This is a genomic window from Rhodococcus sp. NPDC003348, assembly GCF_053589375.1.
The window spans coordinates 52,460-69,031 of the sequence record NZ_JBSFRT010000004.1 but is presented as its reverse complement, the minus strand read 5'-3'; the positions used below and the strand labels follow the sequence as shown (position 1 = coordinate 69,031).

Genomic DNA, 16,572 nt, shown 5'->3' with positions numbered 1-16,572 from the left:
CGGCGGAGCCGCCTATCGCAGCGTGACCTGGCGGCCGCGCAGGCCGTCGCGCGCGCGGCGCTCGTCGGAGTTCAGGGGCGCGTCGACGGCGAGGGCCTGGGCCAGGCGGTCACCGAGCTCCGCGGTCGCGGCCGCCCACTCCTGGGCATGCTTCTCGGGATCGAGGTCGAACACCGGCACCAGCAGGCCGTGCGTGCGGAACGACCCGGCGTAGCGGGACCCCTCACCGAGGTGCAGGCCACCGGCGGCGTGCACGCGGGCCAGCGCCAGCATCAACTGGTCCTCGTCCTCGGGCCGCACCCACCGCAGGTGCGCCTTCTCGCCGGCGTCCACCCACCACGCGGCGACGACGCCGTCCGCCTCCAAGCGCGCCGACGGCATGATCACCGAGTTCGCCTGCTCGACGGTCGCCGCGACCTCCGGCGCCGGGGTGACACCCTCCGGGATCCACCAGTTGAAGTCCTGGTGGACGGTGATGTCCAGCGCCGCGGCCGGGTCGATCACGTCGGCCAGGCGCGGCCCGTCCGGCTGCGGGTTCGCCGCGGTCAGCGACTCACCCGGCGTCGCCGCCTGTGCCCACGCGGCGGCCGTGCCCAGGTCGGCCGCCAGGTCCGGGGACTGCACCTGCACCTGCAGGCCGACGAAGCCGGTTGCGGCGTTCTCCTCGTCGCGAACGAGGGCCGCGACCGCACCGGGCAGCACCGTCGCGACGACGACCGGGCGCTCGCCCGACGACATCGGCAGCGGCGCCGTCGCGGACGGGACGAACTCGCGCAGCGCGATCAGGTCGCACTCGGCCGCGAGGCCCTCGAACGGACGCGGCACCGCGGTCGACGCGGTGGCCTCCTGCGCGGCACGCCGCTCGGCGAGCTTGGCGGCGCGGTTGCTTCCCGGCTTCGGACCACTGTTTCTTTTGCTCTTACCCACGTCGGGAAACCTACACGCACCGGGCGCGTCCACGAGTCGACCTGCGTTTCCCGGGGCCGGTGATCAGCCCGCCAGCCAGGCCTTGGTGCGCCCCGGGTGGTTCGTCGCGACCCACCCGACGCCGAGGTCGCGGCACAGTTCGACGTCGTCGCGCTCGTCCACCGTCCAGCAGTACGTGGCACGGCCCGCCGCGGCGGCCCGGTCGACGATCTCGGGGTGCTCGCGCAGCGTCCGGATCGACGGGCCCACCGCAGTCGCGCCGACGGTGGTCGCGGCGCCGCCGCCGAGGTACCGGGACGACTCCCCGAGCAGCACCGTCGGCAGCAGCGGCGCCGCCCGCCGGATCCGCCACACCGCGGCCGCCGAGAACGACATCACCACCGCCCGGGAATGGTCCGCGGAGGCGGGGGCGGACAGCCCGAAACGGGAGAGTTCGGCGAGTACCTTGCTCTCGACGAGACCGCCGTAGCGGACGGGATGTTTGGTCTCGATGAACAGTTTGGTCGGCGCGGGGTGGTCGAGGACGAGGGTGATCAGTTCCGCGAGGGTGAGCACCTGCTCCCCGTTGCCGCCGAACTCCAGCGTCGACAGGTGCTGGAGGGTCATCTCACTGACCACGCCCGACCCCGACGAGGTGCGGTCGACGGTGCGGTCGTGCACGCACACCAGGTGCCCGTCCCGGGTCAGCCGGACATCGCACTCGAGCCCGTCCGCGCCCTGCGCCAGCGCGAGTTCGTAGGCGGCGAGGGTGTGTTCGGGTCGGGCGGCGGACGCTCCGCGGTGCGCGACGACGAGTGGTCCCCTCCGGTCCGGGCTCATGCCGCCACCCACCGGGTCCCGGTTCGCGGCCGACCCCCGAGGTCGAGACCGTCGATGCGCCGCGTCACCATCAGCGTCAGGACCGCGACCGCGGCCGCCACCAGATTCACCAGCACCGCCAGCAGGACGCCGTTCGCCCGGGCCTGCAGCGAGTCGTGGGAGCGCCACGCGACGCTGACGATCAACAGGACGCCGCCGAGCGCCCACGTCGCCCACCACACCCGCACCAGCGACCGGATCCGGGTTTCCGCGGAGGCGAGCTCGGTCAGGAACACCCCCGGCCACACCAGGTTCACCACCGGCACCAGGCAGCCGAACGCGATCGCCGAGGGCGAGCGCGGATCGGTGCGTCCGAGCCGTCCCCAGGCGGACCGGCGGGCACCGAGCAGCCAGGCGACCGCGGCGGCCGCGGCGGCGAACGCCACCAGCGGCGCCATCACACCGGCCGTGAAGACGAGTCCGTCGGAGATCGCGAGCAGCGTGGGCGAGATCAGCGTGGTCCGGTTGCGCAGCAACAGGACATAGCGCAGCAGTTCCACCGCCGCCCCGGCCAGGAACAGCACGGCGGCGGCAACGAGCAGGGTCGGGGCGAGTTCGGCGAGCCGCTCGGTGCGGCTGGGCGCCGTCTCGGTCTCTGCCGGCTCCGGGTCCAGCAGACCCCACCTCGGCACCTGCTGGTAGGACGGCGTGCGGTCGGCGATCGTCGCGCGGTCCGAGGCCGGTGGCCGGGCGCCCTCGGGTCGGCGGGCCACCCACCGGAAGTTGCGGCGCGAGGGCGGTTCCGGTCGTCCGGGCCGCGTCGGCGAGAGCAGCACGCCGCGGCATCCCGGGCACCACTGGGCGGGCGCGCCCACGACGGGCCAGCGGGCGGCGCAGCGGACACAGACCTGGACGGCGCTCATCTAGTAGATCTTCGCCGCCCTGTCGTCGTCCGCGACCAGCGGTCGACCGGACTTCTGCCAGGCCACCATTCCGCCGGTGACGCTGAACGCGTCGAACCCGGCGTCGTTGAGGTACTCGACGACGGCGACCGACCGGCCACCGGACCGGCACACCACGTAGACCTCGGCGTCGATGTCGATCTCGTCCCGCCGGGCGGGCACGTCGACCATCGGAATGTGCAGGGCGTCCGGCGCATGACCGTCCGCCCACTCGTCGTCCTCCCGGATGTCGAGCAGCACCGATCCGGCGTCCGGCACCGGCACCTCCGAGACGGGGATCGAGGGAACGTCACCGAAGCTCACAACTCGATAGTGTCACGTCCCGCTCGGCGCGGCAGCGGAGCACCTCGCACAGGTGGCGAGGAACCGCCGAAGGCGCCCAACGGTCGCCGTGACGGCGTGCGGGCGGCGTCCGCGCGATTCCCCAACCGCTCGGTCGCGGGTTGATCCCCAGGGCGAATTCCACAGCCTATGGATGGCCCCGGCCGTGTTTTCCACAGCGAATCCGGCCGAAGAGCGACATTTTGTGACACGCACCACAGGTTATGCACCGGGTTATCCACAGTTTCCACAACCCAGTCCACAGATAGTGCACAACGCTACGAGTGGAGCGGGCCGATCGGTGATGGGGCACAGTTGACAGTCATGGAACTGCGAATCTTCACCGAACCACAGCAGGGCGCGACCTACGAACAGTTGCTCCGCGTCGCGCAGGCCGCCGAACAGGCCGGCTACGGCGCGTTCTTCCGTTCCGACCACTACCTCGCGATGAACACCGAGGGCCTGCCGGGTCCCACGGATGCGTGGATCACGCTCGCCGGCATCGCCCGCGAGACGTCGACCATCCGGCTCGGCACCCTCGTCACCTCCGCGACCTTCCGTCACCCCGGACCGTTGGCGATCTCCGTGGCGCAGGTCGACGCGATGAGCGGCGGCCGCGTCGACCTCGGCATCGGCGCCGGCTGGTACGAGGAGGAGCACCTCGCCTACGGCATCCCGTTCCCCCCACTCAAGGAGCGTTTCGACCGACTCGAGGACACCCTCGCCGTGATCACCGGCATGTGGAAGACGCCGCTCGGTGAGACCTTCTCCTACGACGGCGCCCACCACCGCGTGCTCGACTCCCCCGCGCTGCCGAAGCCGCACCAGCACCCCGGGCCGCCGATCCTGATCGGTGGCAACGGCCGCAAGCGCACCCCCGCACTCACGGCGCGCTACGCCGACGAGTTCAACCTGCCGTTCGGTTCGCTGGAGGCGACGGCGACCCAGTTCGACCGGGTCCGCGAGGCATGCCGCGCGATCGATCGGGATCCCGCCGACCTGGTGTACTCCAACGCGCTGGTGCTGTGCTGCGGCCGTGACGACGCCGAGATCGCACGGCGCGCCGCCGCGATCGGCCGCGAGGTCGACGAGCTCCGCACGAACGGTCTCGCCGGATCGCCCGCCGAGATCGTCGACAAGATCGGTCGCTACGGCGAACTCGGGACCTCCCGGGTCTACCTGCAGACCCTCGACCTCGACGACCTCGACCACCTGGACCTGGTCGCGTCGGAGGTCATGCCGCAGCTGGGCTGACCCCGGGTTCTCCCGAACGGCCCATTCGTTCACTCGGACCGAACGAATGGGCCGTTCGGGAACCGGTGGATGGGGACGCGGGCCGGTCAGTGCGAGGTCGCGGATCCCAGGAAGGCGCTGATCTGCCGGCTCCACTCCCGCTCGCGGTACCGGTTCAGCGCTGCGCGGGCGCCGAGGAAGCCGCAGGCGGCGATCAGCATGGTCGACGTCCAGGTGAACAGGCCGACGATGATGCCGCCGGTGGTCGCCGCGGTCGCGGTGATCGGTGCGCCGGAAAGGTTGCCGTCGCCGTCGACCCAGATGGTCAGCTCGGTGCCGGCGCGGGTCCCCGGGTCGACGGGCACCTCCGCGCGGTGCTCCCCGCCGGCCGCCACCCACCGGGCGGGGGCGGAGTCGGCGCTGACCGGCACACCGTCCGTGGGCAACGACCGGGTGGTCGCGTCGGCGACGGTGGTCGCGGTGACCTGGCGGTAGTCCCGCGCCTGCTGCTCGGCGAGGGCGGACTGGCTGTCACCGGCGAGGTTGCCGAGCCACACGGACAGCGGAATCAGGACGACGGCCAACAGGATCAACCCGACCGCGAGAAGGCCCTCTAGGCGGTCGAAGCGCCGCCGCAACGGATCGTGACCTCGGCGCAGCGACCGCCGCGTCAGTGCGGCATAGCCGAACGCGTCCCGCCACATCGCCCGCCCCCGTCCTGGTCGCCCGTTCAGGTCCCTCGTTCCAGAGTCGACCCGGTCTCGAACAAGATCAAGTCATCGAGGACGCCATCACATGTGAGGTGGGTCACTGTCATGGCGCGCCGTGTCAGGCGTCGAGCCCGACCGGGCAGCTCACGCCGGTCGCGTGCACCGGGCAGTAGCCGCCGGGATTCTTCGACAGGTACTGCTGGTGGTAGGCCTCGGCGTAGAAGAAGGTGCCCAGCGGGGCGATCTCGGTGGTGACCTCGCCGTAGCCGGCGGCGGCCAGCCGCGTGCCGAACGCCGCGGCCGTGCCGCGCGCCGTCTCGGCCTGCGCGGCGTCGACTGTGTAGATCGCCGAGCGGTACTGGGTGCCCCGGTCGTTGCCCTGGCGCATCCCCTGCGTCGGATCGTGGTTCTCCCAGAACTGTTGCAGCACTCCGGCGTACGTGATCACCTTCGGATCGAAGACGACGAGGACCACCTCGGTGTGCCCGGTGCGGCCGGAGCACACCTCCTCGTAGGTGGGGTTCGGGGTGAAGCCGCCGGCGTATCCGACGGCGGTGCTGTACACGCCGTCCAGTTGCCAGAACTCCTTCTCCGCACCCCAGAAGCACCCCATCCCCACGACCGCGGTCTGCAACCCCTCCGGGAACGGTGGGGTGAGGGTGTGCCCGTTCACGTGATGGGCGACCGGCACCCGCATCGGATTGGGCCGGCCGGGCAGCGCCTGATCGGCGGTGATCAGCACGGACTTCGCGGCGGACTGACGGAGAATGTCGTCGAACCAGGACATGCCCCGATGCTACGCGCGGTCCGCACCGTCGGATTCGGCTCGCACGGCCTGTGCCGGGGCGGGTTTCGGTGCGCCGACGCGGGAGGCCACCGATCCGACCCACCGCCCGGCGGGGACCTCCACCGCCCGGTAGAGCAGCTCGGCCGCGGCGGCGGTGACGGCCAGGAACACGAGGACGGCGCCGGTCTTGCCGAACAGTCCGACGGTCCAGTCGTAGGCGCGGTAGAGGATCAGGGTGTGCAGCAGATAGATGGCGTAGCTGCGGGTGCCGGTCCACCGGATCACCGACCAGCGCGCGATCGGGCCGTCGTGGCGGGCCAGCGTCAGCACCGCGACGGCGACGACCGCGATCGTCCACAGGTACCGGTCACCGGCCCAGTAGGCGCGGAGGTCGGTGGCCAGGAGAACCACCTCGACCTGCGCGAGGGCCGCGACGACCAGCCAGCGCCAGCTCGCCATGCCGGTCCACGCCATGTAGATGATCTGGCCGATGAACACGGCAGGGAGGGTGGCGGCCACCTTGGTGAGCATCGGCACCGAATACGGCTGCGGGACGTACTGGTTGTAGAGGAGCACCGCGCAGCACAGCACGGCGCCCAGGACCGGGACGGCGGCCGGCGCGACGCGCAGCAGCGGCCGCGTCGCGACGCTGTACAGGTAGAAGATGATCTGCACGACCAGCGTCCACGTCACCCCGAGCACCGCGACCTCGGGCTTGAGGAAGAAGCCGCCGAGCACGAAGCTGAGCGCGGCCTGCCCGTTCGTCACGCCGTCCTGCCCGCTGAACATGCCGTTGATCCCGAGCTTGACCAGCAGAACCGCCAGCGCGATCGCGATCCACAACGCGGGCAGCAGCCGGCCGATCCGGTTGACCAGGAACATGCCCGGATGGTTGCGGGCGGCGGACGCCGTCAACAGGAGCCCGGTGAGCATCATGAACACCGCGACGCCGAGGAACGACAGGTGCTGATGCAGTCGTAGCCCCTTGACGAACAGGTCGTAGACGCCGTCGATCAGCCACCAACCGGTGCCGAGATCGTCGATCAGGTAGTACGAGATGTGCGAGTACAGGACCGCCAGCACCGCGAGGGTCCGCAGCAGATCGGCACCGCCGAAGTGCAGTCGCCGGGCCGCGTCGGCGGTGCCGACCCCGCGCATGGCGGGTTCGACGGTCGGCTCGGGCACCACCCGATATTAAGGTTCCGTTCACCCTGGAGACGAATTCCGTGCGGTCCCAGGCTGCGGCGACACGGCCGGGCGCGTGACGGCAAATATTGCGGACGGTGTACCAATGAGCTTGGGTTAGAGCCCGAGCAAGGATCAAAAGAAGGTACACGCCGGGCGTAACCCGCGCCCGTAAGGAAGGGACCGAAGTGTCTGTCTACACGCTGCCTGAACTGCCCTACGACTACGCCGCCCTCGAGCCGCACATCTCCGGCAAGATCATGGAGCTGCACCACGACAAGCACCACGCCGCGTACGTCGCCGGCGCCAACACCGCCCTCGAGAAGCTCGCCGAGCTCCGTGAGGCCGACGCCCTCGCCCCCGTGGTGAACCTGCACGAGAAGAACCTCGCCTTCCACCTCGGTGGCCACACCAACCACACGGTCTTCTGGAACAACCTGTCCCCGAACGGTGGCGACAAGCCGGAGGGCGAGCTGGCCGCCGCGATCGACGACCAGTTCGGCAGCTTCGACGCGTTCCGCAGCCACTTCTCGGCCAACGCCAACGCCATCCAGGGCTCCGGCTGGTCCATCCTGGCCTGGGACTCGATCGGTCAGCGGCTGATCATCGTCCAGCTGTACGACCAGCAGGGCAACATCTCCATCGGCCTGACCCCGCTGCTCATGCTCGACATGTGGGAGCACGCCTTCTACCTCGACTACCAGAACGTCAAGGGCGACTACGTCAAGGCATTCTGGAACATCGTGAACTGGGCGGACGTCGCCGCGCGCTTCGAGAAGGCCCGCACCGCCACCGCCGGTCTGATCGCCTGACCTGCGACTACGCATCGCGCGGCGACGCCGCACCCGTCTCCCGGGTGTGGCGTCGCCGCTTTTCCGGGGGGGCGTCCGGGTTCGGGGGGTCCATTCGCCGCCCACGGTCGTATCGTGAAGTGGTGACCGTGACGGTGGACACACTCGTCGACGGGCTCGCCTTCCCGGTGGGCGCGCAGTGGCACGCCGGTCACCTCTGGTTCTCGGATCACTTCTCGGGCACGGTGCTGGCGTTCGATCCCGTCACCGGCGCCCTGAACACAGTCGCCGAAGTCCCCGGGCTGCCCGCCGGGCTGGGATTCCTGCCGGACGGGCGCCTGCTGATCGCCTCCAGCCACGACCAACTGTTGCTGCGCCGCGAGGTCGACGGCGCCGTGATCGTGCACGCCGACCTCGCCGGCGTCACCACCCGCCGCCTCGCCGACATCCAGGTGGGCCCCGACGGTCGCGCGTACGTCGGCAGCCGCGGCGACGACGACGCGCCCGCGTCGACCGCCGACCTGGCGATGGTCGAACCCGACGGCACGGTGCACGACGTCGCGTGCTCGTTGACCTGCACCGGCGGCATGGTGGTCAGCGCGGACGGCGCCACCCTGACCGTCGCGGAGAGTCGCGCGGTCCCGCCGCGGCTCACGGCGTTCACGATTGCGCCGGACGGCAGCCTGGAGCAGCAGCGGGTGTTCGCCGAGTTCGACGAGGCCGCGCAGCCGGAGGGGCTCGCGATCGACGCCGAGGACGGCATCTGGGTGGTCTCCCCGAGCACCGGCGAGGTGGTGCGGTTCGACGCCGACGGATCGGTCACCGAGCGACTGACCGTGCACGGTCCGTACTCCGTCGCATTGGGCGGCGACGACGGCCGCGACCTGTTCGTCTGTACCGCCCGCACCGCCGTCCCGGAGGACGCGGCCCGGGACCTCGCGGGCGCGGTGCTCCGGCTCCGGGTCGGCGTCCCGGGACGCGGTTTCTGACCGACCTCCTGGCACTCGACCCGAGTTGTCTGCCAGCCGTTTTGGGCGCATCCTTGAGGTATCCGCCGGCAGCGTCGCCGGGACGCGCGACCATGGTCAGGAGGCGGGCATGAGCAGAAGCGAATACATCGGGGTCTCCCCGTTCCACGCCGCGGGCGCACTGCGCGGGTTCGTCATCTCCGGCCGCTGGCCGGACACCACCAAGGAGTGGGCACAGCTGCTGGTCCTCGCCGTCCGGGTCGCCTCGCTGCCCGGGTTGCTGTCCACCTCAACGGTTTTCGGCGCCCGCGAGGAACTCCCGGAGGACCCCCAGCCCGGCACCGTCGGCCTGGTGCTCGCCGAGGGGCCCGTCATCGGCGAATCTGCCGTCACGCCAGGCTGTTTCGCGGAGCGTCAACCGCCCGCGCTGATGATGCTGCATCCGCCGTCCGAGACGGTGCCGTCGCTGCCGGAGTGCGTGGGCGCCGCGTCCGGCTGCGTGCTGCTGCCCGGACTCCCCTATCTCGGCCTCGACCATCGGGCCGCGTGGGTGGAGACCGAGGCCGACGGCACGGTCACCTCGATGGTCAGCCGCGTGAGCCTGGACCCGAACAGCGACCCCGACACCGCGATTTTGGCGATGCTGCTGGCCGCCTGACCGACCCCGAAATTTCAAAGTTCGGGTTCCCAAACTTGTTGCCGCGCTTGGCAAATTAGCCATACCTGGGTAGTCTTTCGGTCAGCGAAGGGGAGTAGCCCCCAATCGAGCAGTCGACATACTGGCCAGACCCTCGGCCGTTTTGAACGACACGGGTCCGCCCGGCTGCCCGAACCGGTTTCCGCCGGTGGGCGAGACCTTCGGTCGTCGACGCACCCGCGTCGGGGACCGGAGGAGCGTCCCCAACATCCTCCGAGAAGTCGAACGGAGGAGTTCACGTGCTTGCCGCCCTGCTGCTGAGTTTCGGTGTCATCTTCGTCGCCGAGCTCGGCGACAAGTCCCAGCTGATGGCGATGACCTTCGCGTTGCGCTACCGGTGGTGGGTGGTGATCGGCGGCATCACCGTTGCCACCACGGTCGTGCACCTCGTCTCGGTCGGTGTCGGCCACTACCTCGGCGTCGCGATCCCCACGAACCTGATCAGCATCATCGGCGGCCTGGCGTTCGTGTTCTTCGCGGCGTGGACGTTGCGCGGCGACAGCCTCACCGACGAGGAACAGAGCAAGGCGGGCCGCGTCGGCACCTCCGCGTTCCTGGCGGTCGCGTCGGCGTTCTTCCTCGCCGAACTCGGCGACAAGACGATGCTCGCAACCATCACCCTCGCCGCCGACAACGACTGGGTCGGCGTGTGGATCGGCTCCACGATCGGCATGGTCGCCGCCGACGCCCTCGCCATCGTCGTCGGCGCCGTGCTCGGCAAGCATCTGCCCGAACGGTTCATCCAGCTCGCCGCCGCGACCCTGTTCCTGGTGTTCGGCGTCATGCTGCTGCTCGACGGCCTGTTCCCCGGCAACCCCGCCGGCCCGATCGCCGCGGCATCCATCCTCCTGGCCGCGGTGGCGGCGGGCATCGTGCGCTGGGCGCGCTCGCGGAACGCCCGCCCCGAACCGGTCGAGGAGCCCCGCGAGCCCCTCGACCGGTAACCCGTCAGGAGCCAGTGCTGCCCGTCCCACCGTTGTCGGCGTCGGAGCGGATGTCTTCGCTCATGATCCATCCCTGGACCGTGGGAACTTCGGTGCCCGTGGCGGTCATTCCGGTGGTTCCCTGGAAGTCCTCGTCGGGCGCCCGGTAGGTGAAGGTGACGGACACGCTGCTGCTTTCGAACCTGCCGGCGTCGTATCCCGGAGGGATCGCCCAGCCCCCGGCAGGCGCCATGACCGTGACGTCTCCGGAGACAGGGTCGACCACGGTCGTGAAGTCCTCCAACTTCTCGTGGACAGGGGCGCCGGAGTCGGTTGGCGTCCCCCGGGCCGCAGTGACCCCAATCAACTCGAAGCCCTTCGGTACGTGGTGGGTGAAGCTCGTCACGTCGACATCCGCTGCGGGATCATCGTAGGCGGCTTCCACGCCTCGGACGCCGACGTGGAACTGGACCTCGGCACCCGGAGCAGCAACCTTGTGCCCGCCGTAATAGAAGTTGTGGTCGCCGACAATTTTCGACTTCAGGAACGAATCTTCGTAACAGTAGGGCCGCGCGTCGCCCAAGCCATCCTGACCGGGGACGCACTGGGGCGCCACGTTCTGCCAAATCTCGTCCATCCACGACGGCAACCCGACCGCGGTGCCCGCACCCATCACCGCACCACCCGTGGCAATCGTCAGCGCTGCAAGCACCGACCCACCCGCTCGCACGAAACTTCCTACCATCGACACGATCTCCCTCCGAAGCAAGAGACAGACGAGCCCGATACCCGCCCCACCCCCGAAAGCGCGCCTGAGATTACCGCCCGATCCCGGCGCACACATCAGGTTTCACGAGCCGGTTCTGCGCAGGTCAGAGCGTTAAACACGGGACTGTCCGGTCGATGGTCGGGGCGGCGAACTGTCCGGAATCGGGGTAGGTCACCGAGCCGCTGTACTCGCCGACAGGTGTCGCAGAATCGGTTGCGTCCGTGTGACCTGAACGCACAGCTGGTCCCACTGGCTACCGTGAGATCAGGGGCGCAACTCCATACTCCGGCCCCTTCCGTCGCTATCATGCTGCGGCAGTTCGATATTCCCTGATCAGGTCATGACACAACCGAGAACGGTTCCTGCCTACGCGAGCCGATGCTCCTCGATCGGCGTGCTGAAACCCGTTCCGTTCAGGCGGCGCTACCGGTGGTGGGTGGTGATCGGCGGCCTCGCGTTCGCGTTCTTCGCGACGTGGACGTTGCGCGGCGACAGCCTCACCGACGAGGAACAGAGCAAGGCGGGCCGCGTCGGCACCTCCGCACTTCTTGCCGTCGCCTCCGCGTTCTTCCTTGCCGACTTGGCGGCAAGACGATCACCCTCGCCGCCGACAACGACTGGGTCGGCGTGTGGATCGGCTCCGCGATCGGCATGGTCGCCGACGACGCACTGGCCATCGTGGTCGGCGGGGTCCTCGGTAGGCGCCTGACCGAACGTCTTCATCCAATGAGGCTCCGCGACACAGTTTCTCGTGTTCGGCGTGACGATGCTCCTCGACGGACTGTCCCCGGAAGCCCGGCAGAACCGATCGCCGCCGCCTCGGACCTCGGGATCGCGGCGATCGCGGAGTCATGCACCGGGTTCGGTCCCCTGGATCCCATGCCCTACCGGCCGAGGAGACACAAGAGTCCCTCGACCGGTAGCGGACGGGTCAGGATCCCTGGCTGTTTGTCCGGCTCACCGGGCGGCGGTTCGGACCTACCCCAAGATCCCTGACAACACCCCGCTCGTGGACCCCGGATCAGCTTCGCCCCGCACCCAGTCGGTCAGACGGCCCAAATAGGTCTCGCAGGTCAGGGCACCGCAGCCCGTCGCCCCAAGAAAGTCGCCGGGGTCCATTGAGCCTACCCCCACCAGAGCGAGAACGGCGCTGCCCGCGGCAATCTCAGCAGGACCCGACGCCGTGTCGGCCGACGCCGTACCCGCACCGAGGGCCACACCCCCACCGAGCAGAGCCGCAGCAACAACAACAGAGGCACCACGGCGCGCCAGAGTTCCAAACATGAACATCCCCTTGTTCGACGAACTGATGACGGGACGTCCACATCCATCGGAACGCCCCCCGACGGCGCCAGCGTAGCGTCCGGCAATCCGCCTGACACAAGAATCGGAAGCCGGGAATATCCGCAGTTCAAGCGTTGTACGCAAACGATTTTCAGCCGCTGACGACGACTGAGTCGGCGCGTGGATCGGGTCGACGATCGGAATGTTCGCTGCCCACGCGTTCGCCATCGTCGTGGGCGCAGTCTTCTCAGCAAAAGCCTGCCCGAACGATTCACCCAATAGTGCACCGCGCCAATGCTTCTCGTGTCCGTCGTCATCTTGCTGCTCAACGGACGTCCCCCCGGCAGCCCGGCAGCCCGGCCGATCCGATCGCCGCCACCTCGATCCTCGCGGTCGCCGTCACCGCGGGCGTCTGGCATTGGCTGCGTTCGACACGGCGCCATTCACCAGACGCGACACCCAACGAGGGCGCCCGACCGGTCGAGGAGACCCGAGAACTCCCTCGACCGGACGGGGACTGTCGCGGGTCCTACGCCCCGTAACCCCCCTGTCCCTCGGCGGCGCTGCCGGAGCTACCGAAAGGGTCTAGATCAGGCGTGACCTGGGTGACCCCCGACGCCACCCAACCCGAATCCGGCACCCCGGTACCGCTGAATCGAAGCGCGGTCTCTCCGTCGGTGACGTACTCGGTTGCCACGTAGGTCAACTCCATGTTGATCTCGTCCGAGCGCCATCCCCAGGCGGTCTGCGAGGCCGGGAGGTCCATCGACCCCGTGGCAGCCGTCACTGTCACATCGGCCGTCTCGGGATCGACGGTGTACGTCAGGTCAAGTGGGGTCGTGGTCCAAACCCCTGAAGCCCCTGAAGCCCCTGAAAGTGAAGCTTTTCCGCCCTTGAACTCGAATCCTCGTGGGGTACGGATGGTGGCGCTTGCAAGCTCCAAGCCTGACTGCGGATCAGCCAGTTCCCCGAGTTTGGTTATCGAGAAGTACGCCCTCACAACGGCTTCTTCGCCGCGGAGCACCTGTTCACGTCCGGTGAGTGCCGCTTGAAAGTTCTCGACAGAAGCCCGATCCTCAAAACGAAGATCGTCGCATAGCATACCCCCAGTCCAGGCCCAGTCCTGGTCGGTGAAGGGTTCACACGCTCCCACCGTCCAAGTCCCACTGCCGAGGCCGGCATCCTCCAGCCCGAACACGAGTGACCCCACAAGTGGGGTCAAGCCCAGATCCAGGGACTGAGCTCCCGCAGTGCCCGCACTCGCCACCCCACTTGCGACAATCGCCAACGCCGCGAGCATCGCCCCGCCCGCACGCACCAAATGTCCTGCCATCGAAACGATCTCCCTCCACAGGGGAGCTGACGGGCCTCATGCCCGCCCCCACACCCCCGACCTTGCCGAAGGGTATCGGATGAAACCGAGCAACGCCGTGGAATCGCAATGCTTCTTTGCGCAGGTAAATGCGTTAAACACGCCCGAATCGGAGGGTGCCGGACTGCGGTCGGGGAGCTCCCCGTCGACCGCAGACAGCCGTCATGAGCCGGAGCTGCCGAAGAGCCTGGAGCTACCGACGGTGCTCCCGGAGTTGATGGTGCTGACGAGTTCAGGAACGACCTGAGTCTTTCCTGTCAGAACCCAATCGGACTCAGGGGTCCCCGTGCCGCTGAAGCGCACAGCGGCCTCCCCTTGGCTGACGTACTCGGTTGCTTCGTAGTTCAGCACCACCGTGACCGATCCGGTCCTGAATCGGCCGTCGGAGTTCTGGTAGCTGGGTATCGCCCACCCGCCCGCCGGGGCCGTGGCGGTGACGTCGCCGGTGGCCGGGTCGACGGCGAATGTCGCGTCGAGCATTTGGGCCAAACCGGCTTTCACCTCCCCACCGGTGAACACGAAGCCGCGTGGGGTTCGGACCGTCGTGCTCGCGATCTGCAGATTCGGCTGCTGATCGAAGATCGGGGGCTCGACCCAGAAGGTCGTCTCCATCTGGGCGGTGTCACCACGATCCAGTTCCCTGGTTCCCTTGAACCCCACGCCGATGTCCCCGACGACCGCTCGGCTGCTGAACCGCCCATCGTCACACGGCATGTTGTCCTGCGAGATCGGTGGGCAGGGAGGAAATCCGATGACGGTGAAGTCAAAAAGAAGATCCCCGACCGACCCTTGGAACCCTTCTTCCGACGACTGCGCACCCGCGGAACCCACCCCGGCCAACGCACCACCCGCGACAATCGCCAACGCCGCCAGCACCGCCCCGCCCGCCCGCACAATCCGACCCACCATCGACACGATCTCCCTCCGCGCCGGGAAGCCGACGAGCCCGATACCCGCGCGCACACCCCCCGACAGCGCCCAAGAGTATGGGCTGAAGCGCGACGCCAACGCAGAATCGGGTTGCGACTTTACACAGGTCAAAGCGTTAAACGCCGCATCGGTGGATCGCCATTCACCAGGCGCGTGCCGCGACGCCGCCGCCCTTTCGGTTTCAGAATGACCGCAGTGCTGGCCCTCGCGGTCGGTGTCATGCACTGGGCGCGTCGCAGCTCCACTTTGACCGAGCCGGATTCATCGGTGGTCGGTGACCGAGATCCGATCTGGTATCCCGCGCAAGGCACGCACCGGGTTCTGCCAGATCTCGTCGGCCGAGCACCGGTGGCCTCGACAACTCGAGGCCGGCGGTGGCGTTCAGGAGCCGGAACTGCCGGACGATCCGCAGCCGGACACGGCGGTACCGGTCGTCGCCGATGGGCCGGTGATCGGCGAATCAGACCTCACCCCTTGGTTCTTCGGACACGGGTGCGGTCTCACCGGACCGCACCCGGCCCGAACACCCGCAGCTCTACGCGGGTTCACCTTCGGCCTGCTGACTGCTGCCAGACCAGTCCATAACGTCAAACCAGCTGGGCACAAGCAGCGTGTTGGTGGCCCCCTTGAGCACCCACCCCGAATCAGGCACCCCGCTGCCACTGAACCGCAACGCGGTCTCCGCAGCGGTCAGTGAGAGCCCGCCCGCCCGATAGGTCAACTCCATGTTGACGTTGCCTGTCCAACCACCACCGGGGGCCGCGACCGTGACATCCCCGGTCGCGGGATCGACCGTGAAGGTCGCCTCGACCTCCGTGCCGTTCAGCTTGACCGTCCCGCCCTTGAACTCGAAGCCGTGCGGGGTACGGACGGTCGCACTTGAGAGCTCGACACCGGCCTTGCGAGCCCTGAAACCTGCTCGCACCGCATGGTTCTCACCAGAATACACACGCTCACGTCCCGAGAGCCACACATCGAAGTCCCCCACCGGCGCGTACGCCTCGAATCGGAGATCGTCACAGAGTGCCTGAGGAAGCTCGTCCTCGTCGGTGAATGGCTTACACACCGGCGCTCCGGCGGTTGAACCCGGATCCACGGAGAACGCCCCCGCGCCACCCCCACCGGCGACCACACCACCCGCGGCCATCGCCAACACCGCAAGCGCCGCACCACCCGCACGCGCCACACGACCCACCATCACGATCTCCCTCTGCGCCGGAAGCCGGTCGGCCCAGTGCCCCCCCGCGCCCCGATCGCCCGCACACCGTAGAGGATGGTACGGACGGACCGGAACGAAACCGATCAGATTCACACCCACCAGCCGAAGCGCTAAACGCTTACACCGCAACGATCAGCGACCAGCTGCTGCACGAACCTCACAGCCAACGATCGCACTTGTTGGGCTACTTGGGTTTTACTGGACGATCGCAGGTACCGTCGAATCGGTCTCATCCGCGTTCCTCCTCGCGAGTTCGGCGACAAGACCGCACTACCGGTCGAGGAGACTCACGAAACCTCGACCGGTAGGCGGCTGGCGCGTGCTCCGACGCCCCGTAGCCGCCGTCACCGCGATCGAGACTGCCGGAGAACCCTCCGAGGTCAGGCAGACCCGCGGGTGGGACCTGTTGCCACCCAACCCGAGTCCGGCACCCCGGTACCACTGAATCGAAGCGAGGTTTCCCCGTCACCGACGAACTCGGTTGCCACGTACGTCAGCTCCATGCGGACGGCACCTGAGAAGAATTCCGAGGCACTCTGCCCGGTGGGGAGGTGCATCGAGCCCGAGGAAGCCGTGACCGTCACATCACCCGTCTCGGGATCGACGGTGAACACGCACCGCGCGTCCTGCCATTGACACGCTCTCCCGCCGCGGCGGGAAGCCGACTGAGCCCGATGCTGGCCCCATCCCCGACGG

General features: G+C 68.7%; 16 protein-coding genes and 1 pseudogene. 6 read left to right on the top strand and 11 right to left on the bottom strand.

From position 1 onward, the window contains the following. Nucleotides 1-12: 12 nt before the first annotated feature. The 4 genes from ACWDU4_RS03835 to ACWDU4_RS03820 all read right to left on the bottom strand — a co-directional run bounded on the left by ACWDU4_RS03835 (nt 13) and on the right by ACWDU4_RS03820 (nt 2,990). Nucleotides 13-927, bottom strand: coding sequence for a DUF5926 family protein (locus ACWDU4_RS03835; protein ID WP_450112523.1), 915 nt, complete (start codon nt 925-927; stop codon nt 13-15). Between the two features lie 63 nt (nt 928-990). Then, nucleotides 991-1,746 (bottom strand): glycerophosphodiester phosphodiesterase, encoded by a 756-nt coding sequence (locus ACWDU4_RS03830; RefSeq protein WP_450112522.1) that lies wholly within the window; start codon nt 1,744-1,746, stop codon nt 991-993. Beyond that, nucleotides 1,743-2,648, bottom strand: a complete 906-nt coding sequence (locus ACWDU4_RS03825) for a DUF4328 domain-containing protein (RefSeq protein ID WP_450112521.1) — start codon at nt 2,646-2,648, stop codon at nt 1,743-1,745. The genes ACWDU4_RS03830 and ACWDU4_RS03825 overlap by 4 nt, the downstream gene beginning before the upstream one ends. Beyond that, complete coding sequence (locus ACWDU4_RS03820) at nt 2,649-2,990, bottom strand: rhodanese-like domain-containing protein (RefSeq protein ID WP_450112520.1); 342 nt, start codon at nt 2,988-2,990, stop codon at nt 2,649-2,651. Between the two features lie 342 nt (nt 2,991-3,332). On the opposite strand from ACWDU4_RS03820, the gene ACWDU4_RS03815 reads away from it, so the two are divergent. Further along, nucleotides 3,333-4,262: an LLM class F420-dependent oxidoreductase gene (locus ACWDU4_RS03815; protein ID WP_450112519.1), complete on the top strand. Its 930-nt coding sequence runs from the start codon at nt 3,333-3,335 to the stop codon at nt 4,260-4,262. An 86-nt stretch (nt 4,263-4,348) separates the two neighbouring features. Here the strand turns inward: ACWDU4_RS03815 and ACWDU4_RS03810 are convergent, their stop codons facing one another. The 3 genes from ACWDU4_RS03810 to ACWDU4_RS03800 all read right to left on the bottom strand — a co-directional run bounded on the left by ACWDU4_RS03810 (nt 4,349) and on the right by ACWDU4_RS03800 (nt 6,896). Further along, nucleotides 4,349-4,945 (bottom strand): Rv1733c family protein, encoded by a 597-nt coding sequence (locus tag ACWDU4_RS03810; protein WP_450112518.1) that lies wholly within the window; start codon nt 4,943-4,945, stop codon nt 4,349-4,351. A 124-nt stretch (nt 4,946-5,069) separates the two neighbouring features. Continuing rightward, nucleotides 5,070-5,738, bottom strand: a complete 669-nt coding sequence (gene msrA, locus ACWDU4_RS03805; RefSeq protein ID WP_450112517.1) for a peptide-methionine (S)-S-oxide reductase MsrA — start codon at nt 5,736-5,738, stop codon at nt 5,070-5,072. 9 nt (nt 5,739-5,747) lie between these two features. Continuing rightward, entirely contained in the window at nt 5,748-6,896 is a 1,149-nt protein-coding gene (locus tag ACWDU4_RS03800; RefSeq protein WP_450112650.1) for an acyltransferase family protein, read from the bottom strand. A 215-nt stretch (nt 6,897-7,111) separates the two neighbouring features. Here ACWDU4_RS03800 and ACWDU4_RS03795 point away from each other — a divergent pair, with 215 nt between their 5' ends. The 4 genes from ACWDU4_RS03795 (at nt 7,112) to ACWDU4_RS03780 (ending at nt 10,323) form a co-directional block, all read left to right on the top strand. Continuing rightward, entirely contained in the window at nt 7,112-7,735 is a 624-nt protein-coding gene (locus tag ACWDU4_RS03795; RefSeq protein ID WP_450112516.1) for a superoxide dismutase, read from the top strand. Nucleotides 7,736-7,857: 122 nt separating this feature from the next. After that, nucleotides 7,858-8,703 (top strand): SMP-30/gluconolactonase/LRE family protein, encoded by an 846-nt coding sequence (locus tag ACWDU4_RS03790; protein ID WP_450112515.1) that lies wholly within the window; start codon nt 7,858-7,860, stop codon nt 8,701-8,703. A gap of 109 nt (nt 8,704-8,812) precedes the next feature. Then, a complete protein-coding gene (locus ACWDU4_RS03785; protein WP_450112514.1) occupies nt 8,813-9,340 on the top strand; it encodes a peptidase in 528 nt (175 codons plus the stop codon). Between the two features lie 278 nt (nt 9,341-9,618). Continuing rightward, a complete protein-coding gene (locus ACWDU4_RS03780) occupies nt 9,619-10,323 on the top strand; it encodes a TMEM165/GDT1 family protein (RefSeq protein ID WP_450112513.1) in 705 nt (234 codons plus the stop codon). 4 nt (nt 10,324-10,327) lie between these two features. Here the strand turns inward: ACWDU4_RS03780 and ACWDU4_RS03775 are convergent, their stop codons facing one another. After that, nucleotides 10,328-11,014 (bottom strand): hypothetical protein, encoded by a 687-nt coding sequence (locus ACWDU4_RS03775; protein ID WP_450112512.1) that lies wholly within the window; start codon nt 11,012-11,014, stop codon nt 10,328-10,330. A gap of 454 nt (nt 11,015-11,468) precedes the next feature. Here ACWDU4_RS03775 and ACWDU4_RS03770 point away from each other — a divergent pair. Then, nucleotides 11,469-11,864 (top strand): annotated as a pseudogene (locus ACWDU4_RS03770) (TMEM165/GDT1 family protein); the annotation flags it as partial. Between the two features lie 1,020 nt (nt 11,865-12,884). Here ACWDU4_RS03770 and ACWDU4_RS03765 read toward each other — a convergent pair. From ACWDU4_RS03765 to ACWDU4_RS03755, 3 genes are all read right to left on the bottom strand, one after another. Further along, nucleotides 12,885-13,553 (bottom strand): hypothetical protein, encoded by a 669-nt coding sequence (locus tag ACWDU4_RS03765; protein WP_450112511.1) that lies wholly within the window; start codon nt 13,551-13,553, stop codon nt 12,885-12,887. A gap of 336 nt (nt 13,554-13,889) precedes the next feature. Beyond that, the gene (locus ACWDU4_RS03760) at nt 13,890-14,882 is read right to left on the bottom strand and encodes a hypothetical protein (protein ID WP_450112510.1); all 993 of its coding nucleotides are present in this window, start codon (nt 14,880-14,882) and stop codon (nt 13,890-13,892) included. Nucleotides 14,883-15,192: 310 nt separating this feature from the next. Then, nucleotides 15,193-15,855 (bottom strand): hypothetical protein, encoded by a 663-nt coding sequence (locus ACWDU4_RS03755; RefSeq protein ID WP_450112509.1) that lies wholly within the window; start codon nt 15,853-15,855, stop codon nt 15,193-15,195. Nucleotides 15,856-16,572 lie beyond the last annotated feature (717 nt).

Bases quoted from the DNA above. Each gene is read 5' to 3' on its own strand.
- ACWDU4_RS03830 (WP_450112522.1), bottom strand. From the start codon at position 1,746: ATGAGCCCGGACCGGAGGGGACCACTCGTCGTCGCGCACCGCGGAGCG.
- ACWDU4_RS03825 (WP_450112521.1), bottom strand. From the start codon at position 2,648: ATGAGCGCCGTCCAGGTCTGTGTCCGCTGCGCCGCCCGCTGGCCCGTC.
- ACWDU4_RS03815 (WP_450112519.1), top strand. From the start codon at position 3,333: ATGGAACTGCGAATCTTCACCGAACCACAGCAGGGCGCGACCTACGAA.
- ACWDU4_RS03810 (WP_450112518.1), bottom strand. From the start codon at position 4,945: ATGTGGCGGGACGCGTTCGGCTATGCCGCACTGACGCGGCGGTCGCTG.
- msrA (WP_450112517.1), bottom strand. From the start codon at position 5,738: ATGTCCTGGTTCGACGACATTCTCCGTCAGTCCGCCGCGAAGTCCGTG.
- ACWDU4_RS03800 (WP_450112650.1), bottom strand. From the start codon at position 6,896: ATGCGCGGGGTCGGCACCGCCGACGCGGCCCGGCGACTGCACTTCGGC.
- ACWDU4_RS03785 (WP_450112514.1), top strand. From the start codon at position 8,813: ATGAGCAGAAGCGAATACATCGGGGTCTCCCCGTTCCACGCCGCGGGC.
- ACWDU4_RS03755 (WP_450112509.1), bottom strand. From the start codon at position 15,855: ATGGTGGGTCGTGTGGCGCGTGCGGGTGGTGCGGCGCTTGCGGTGTTG.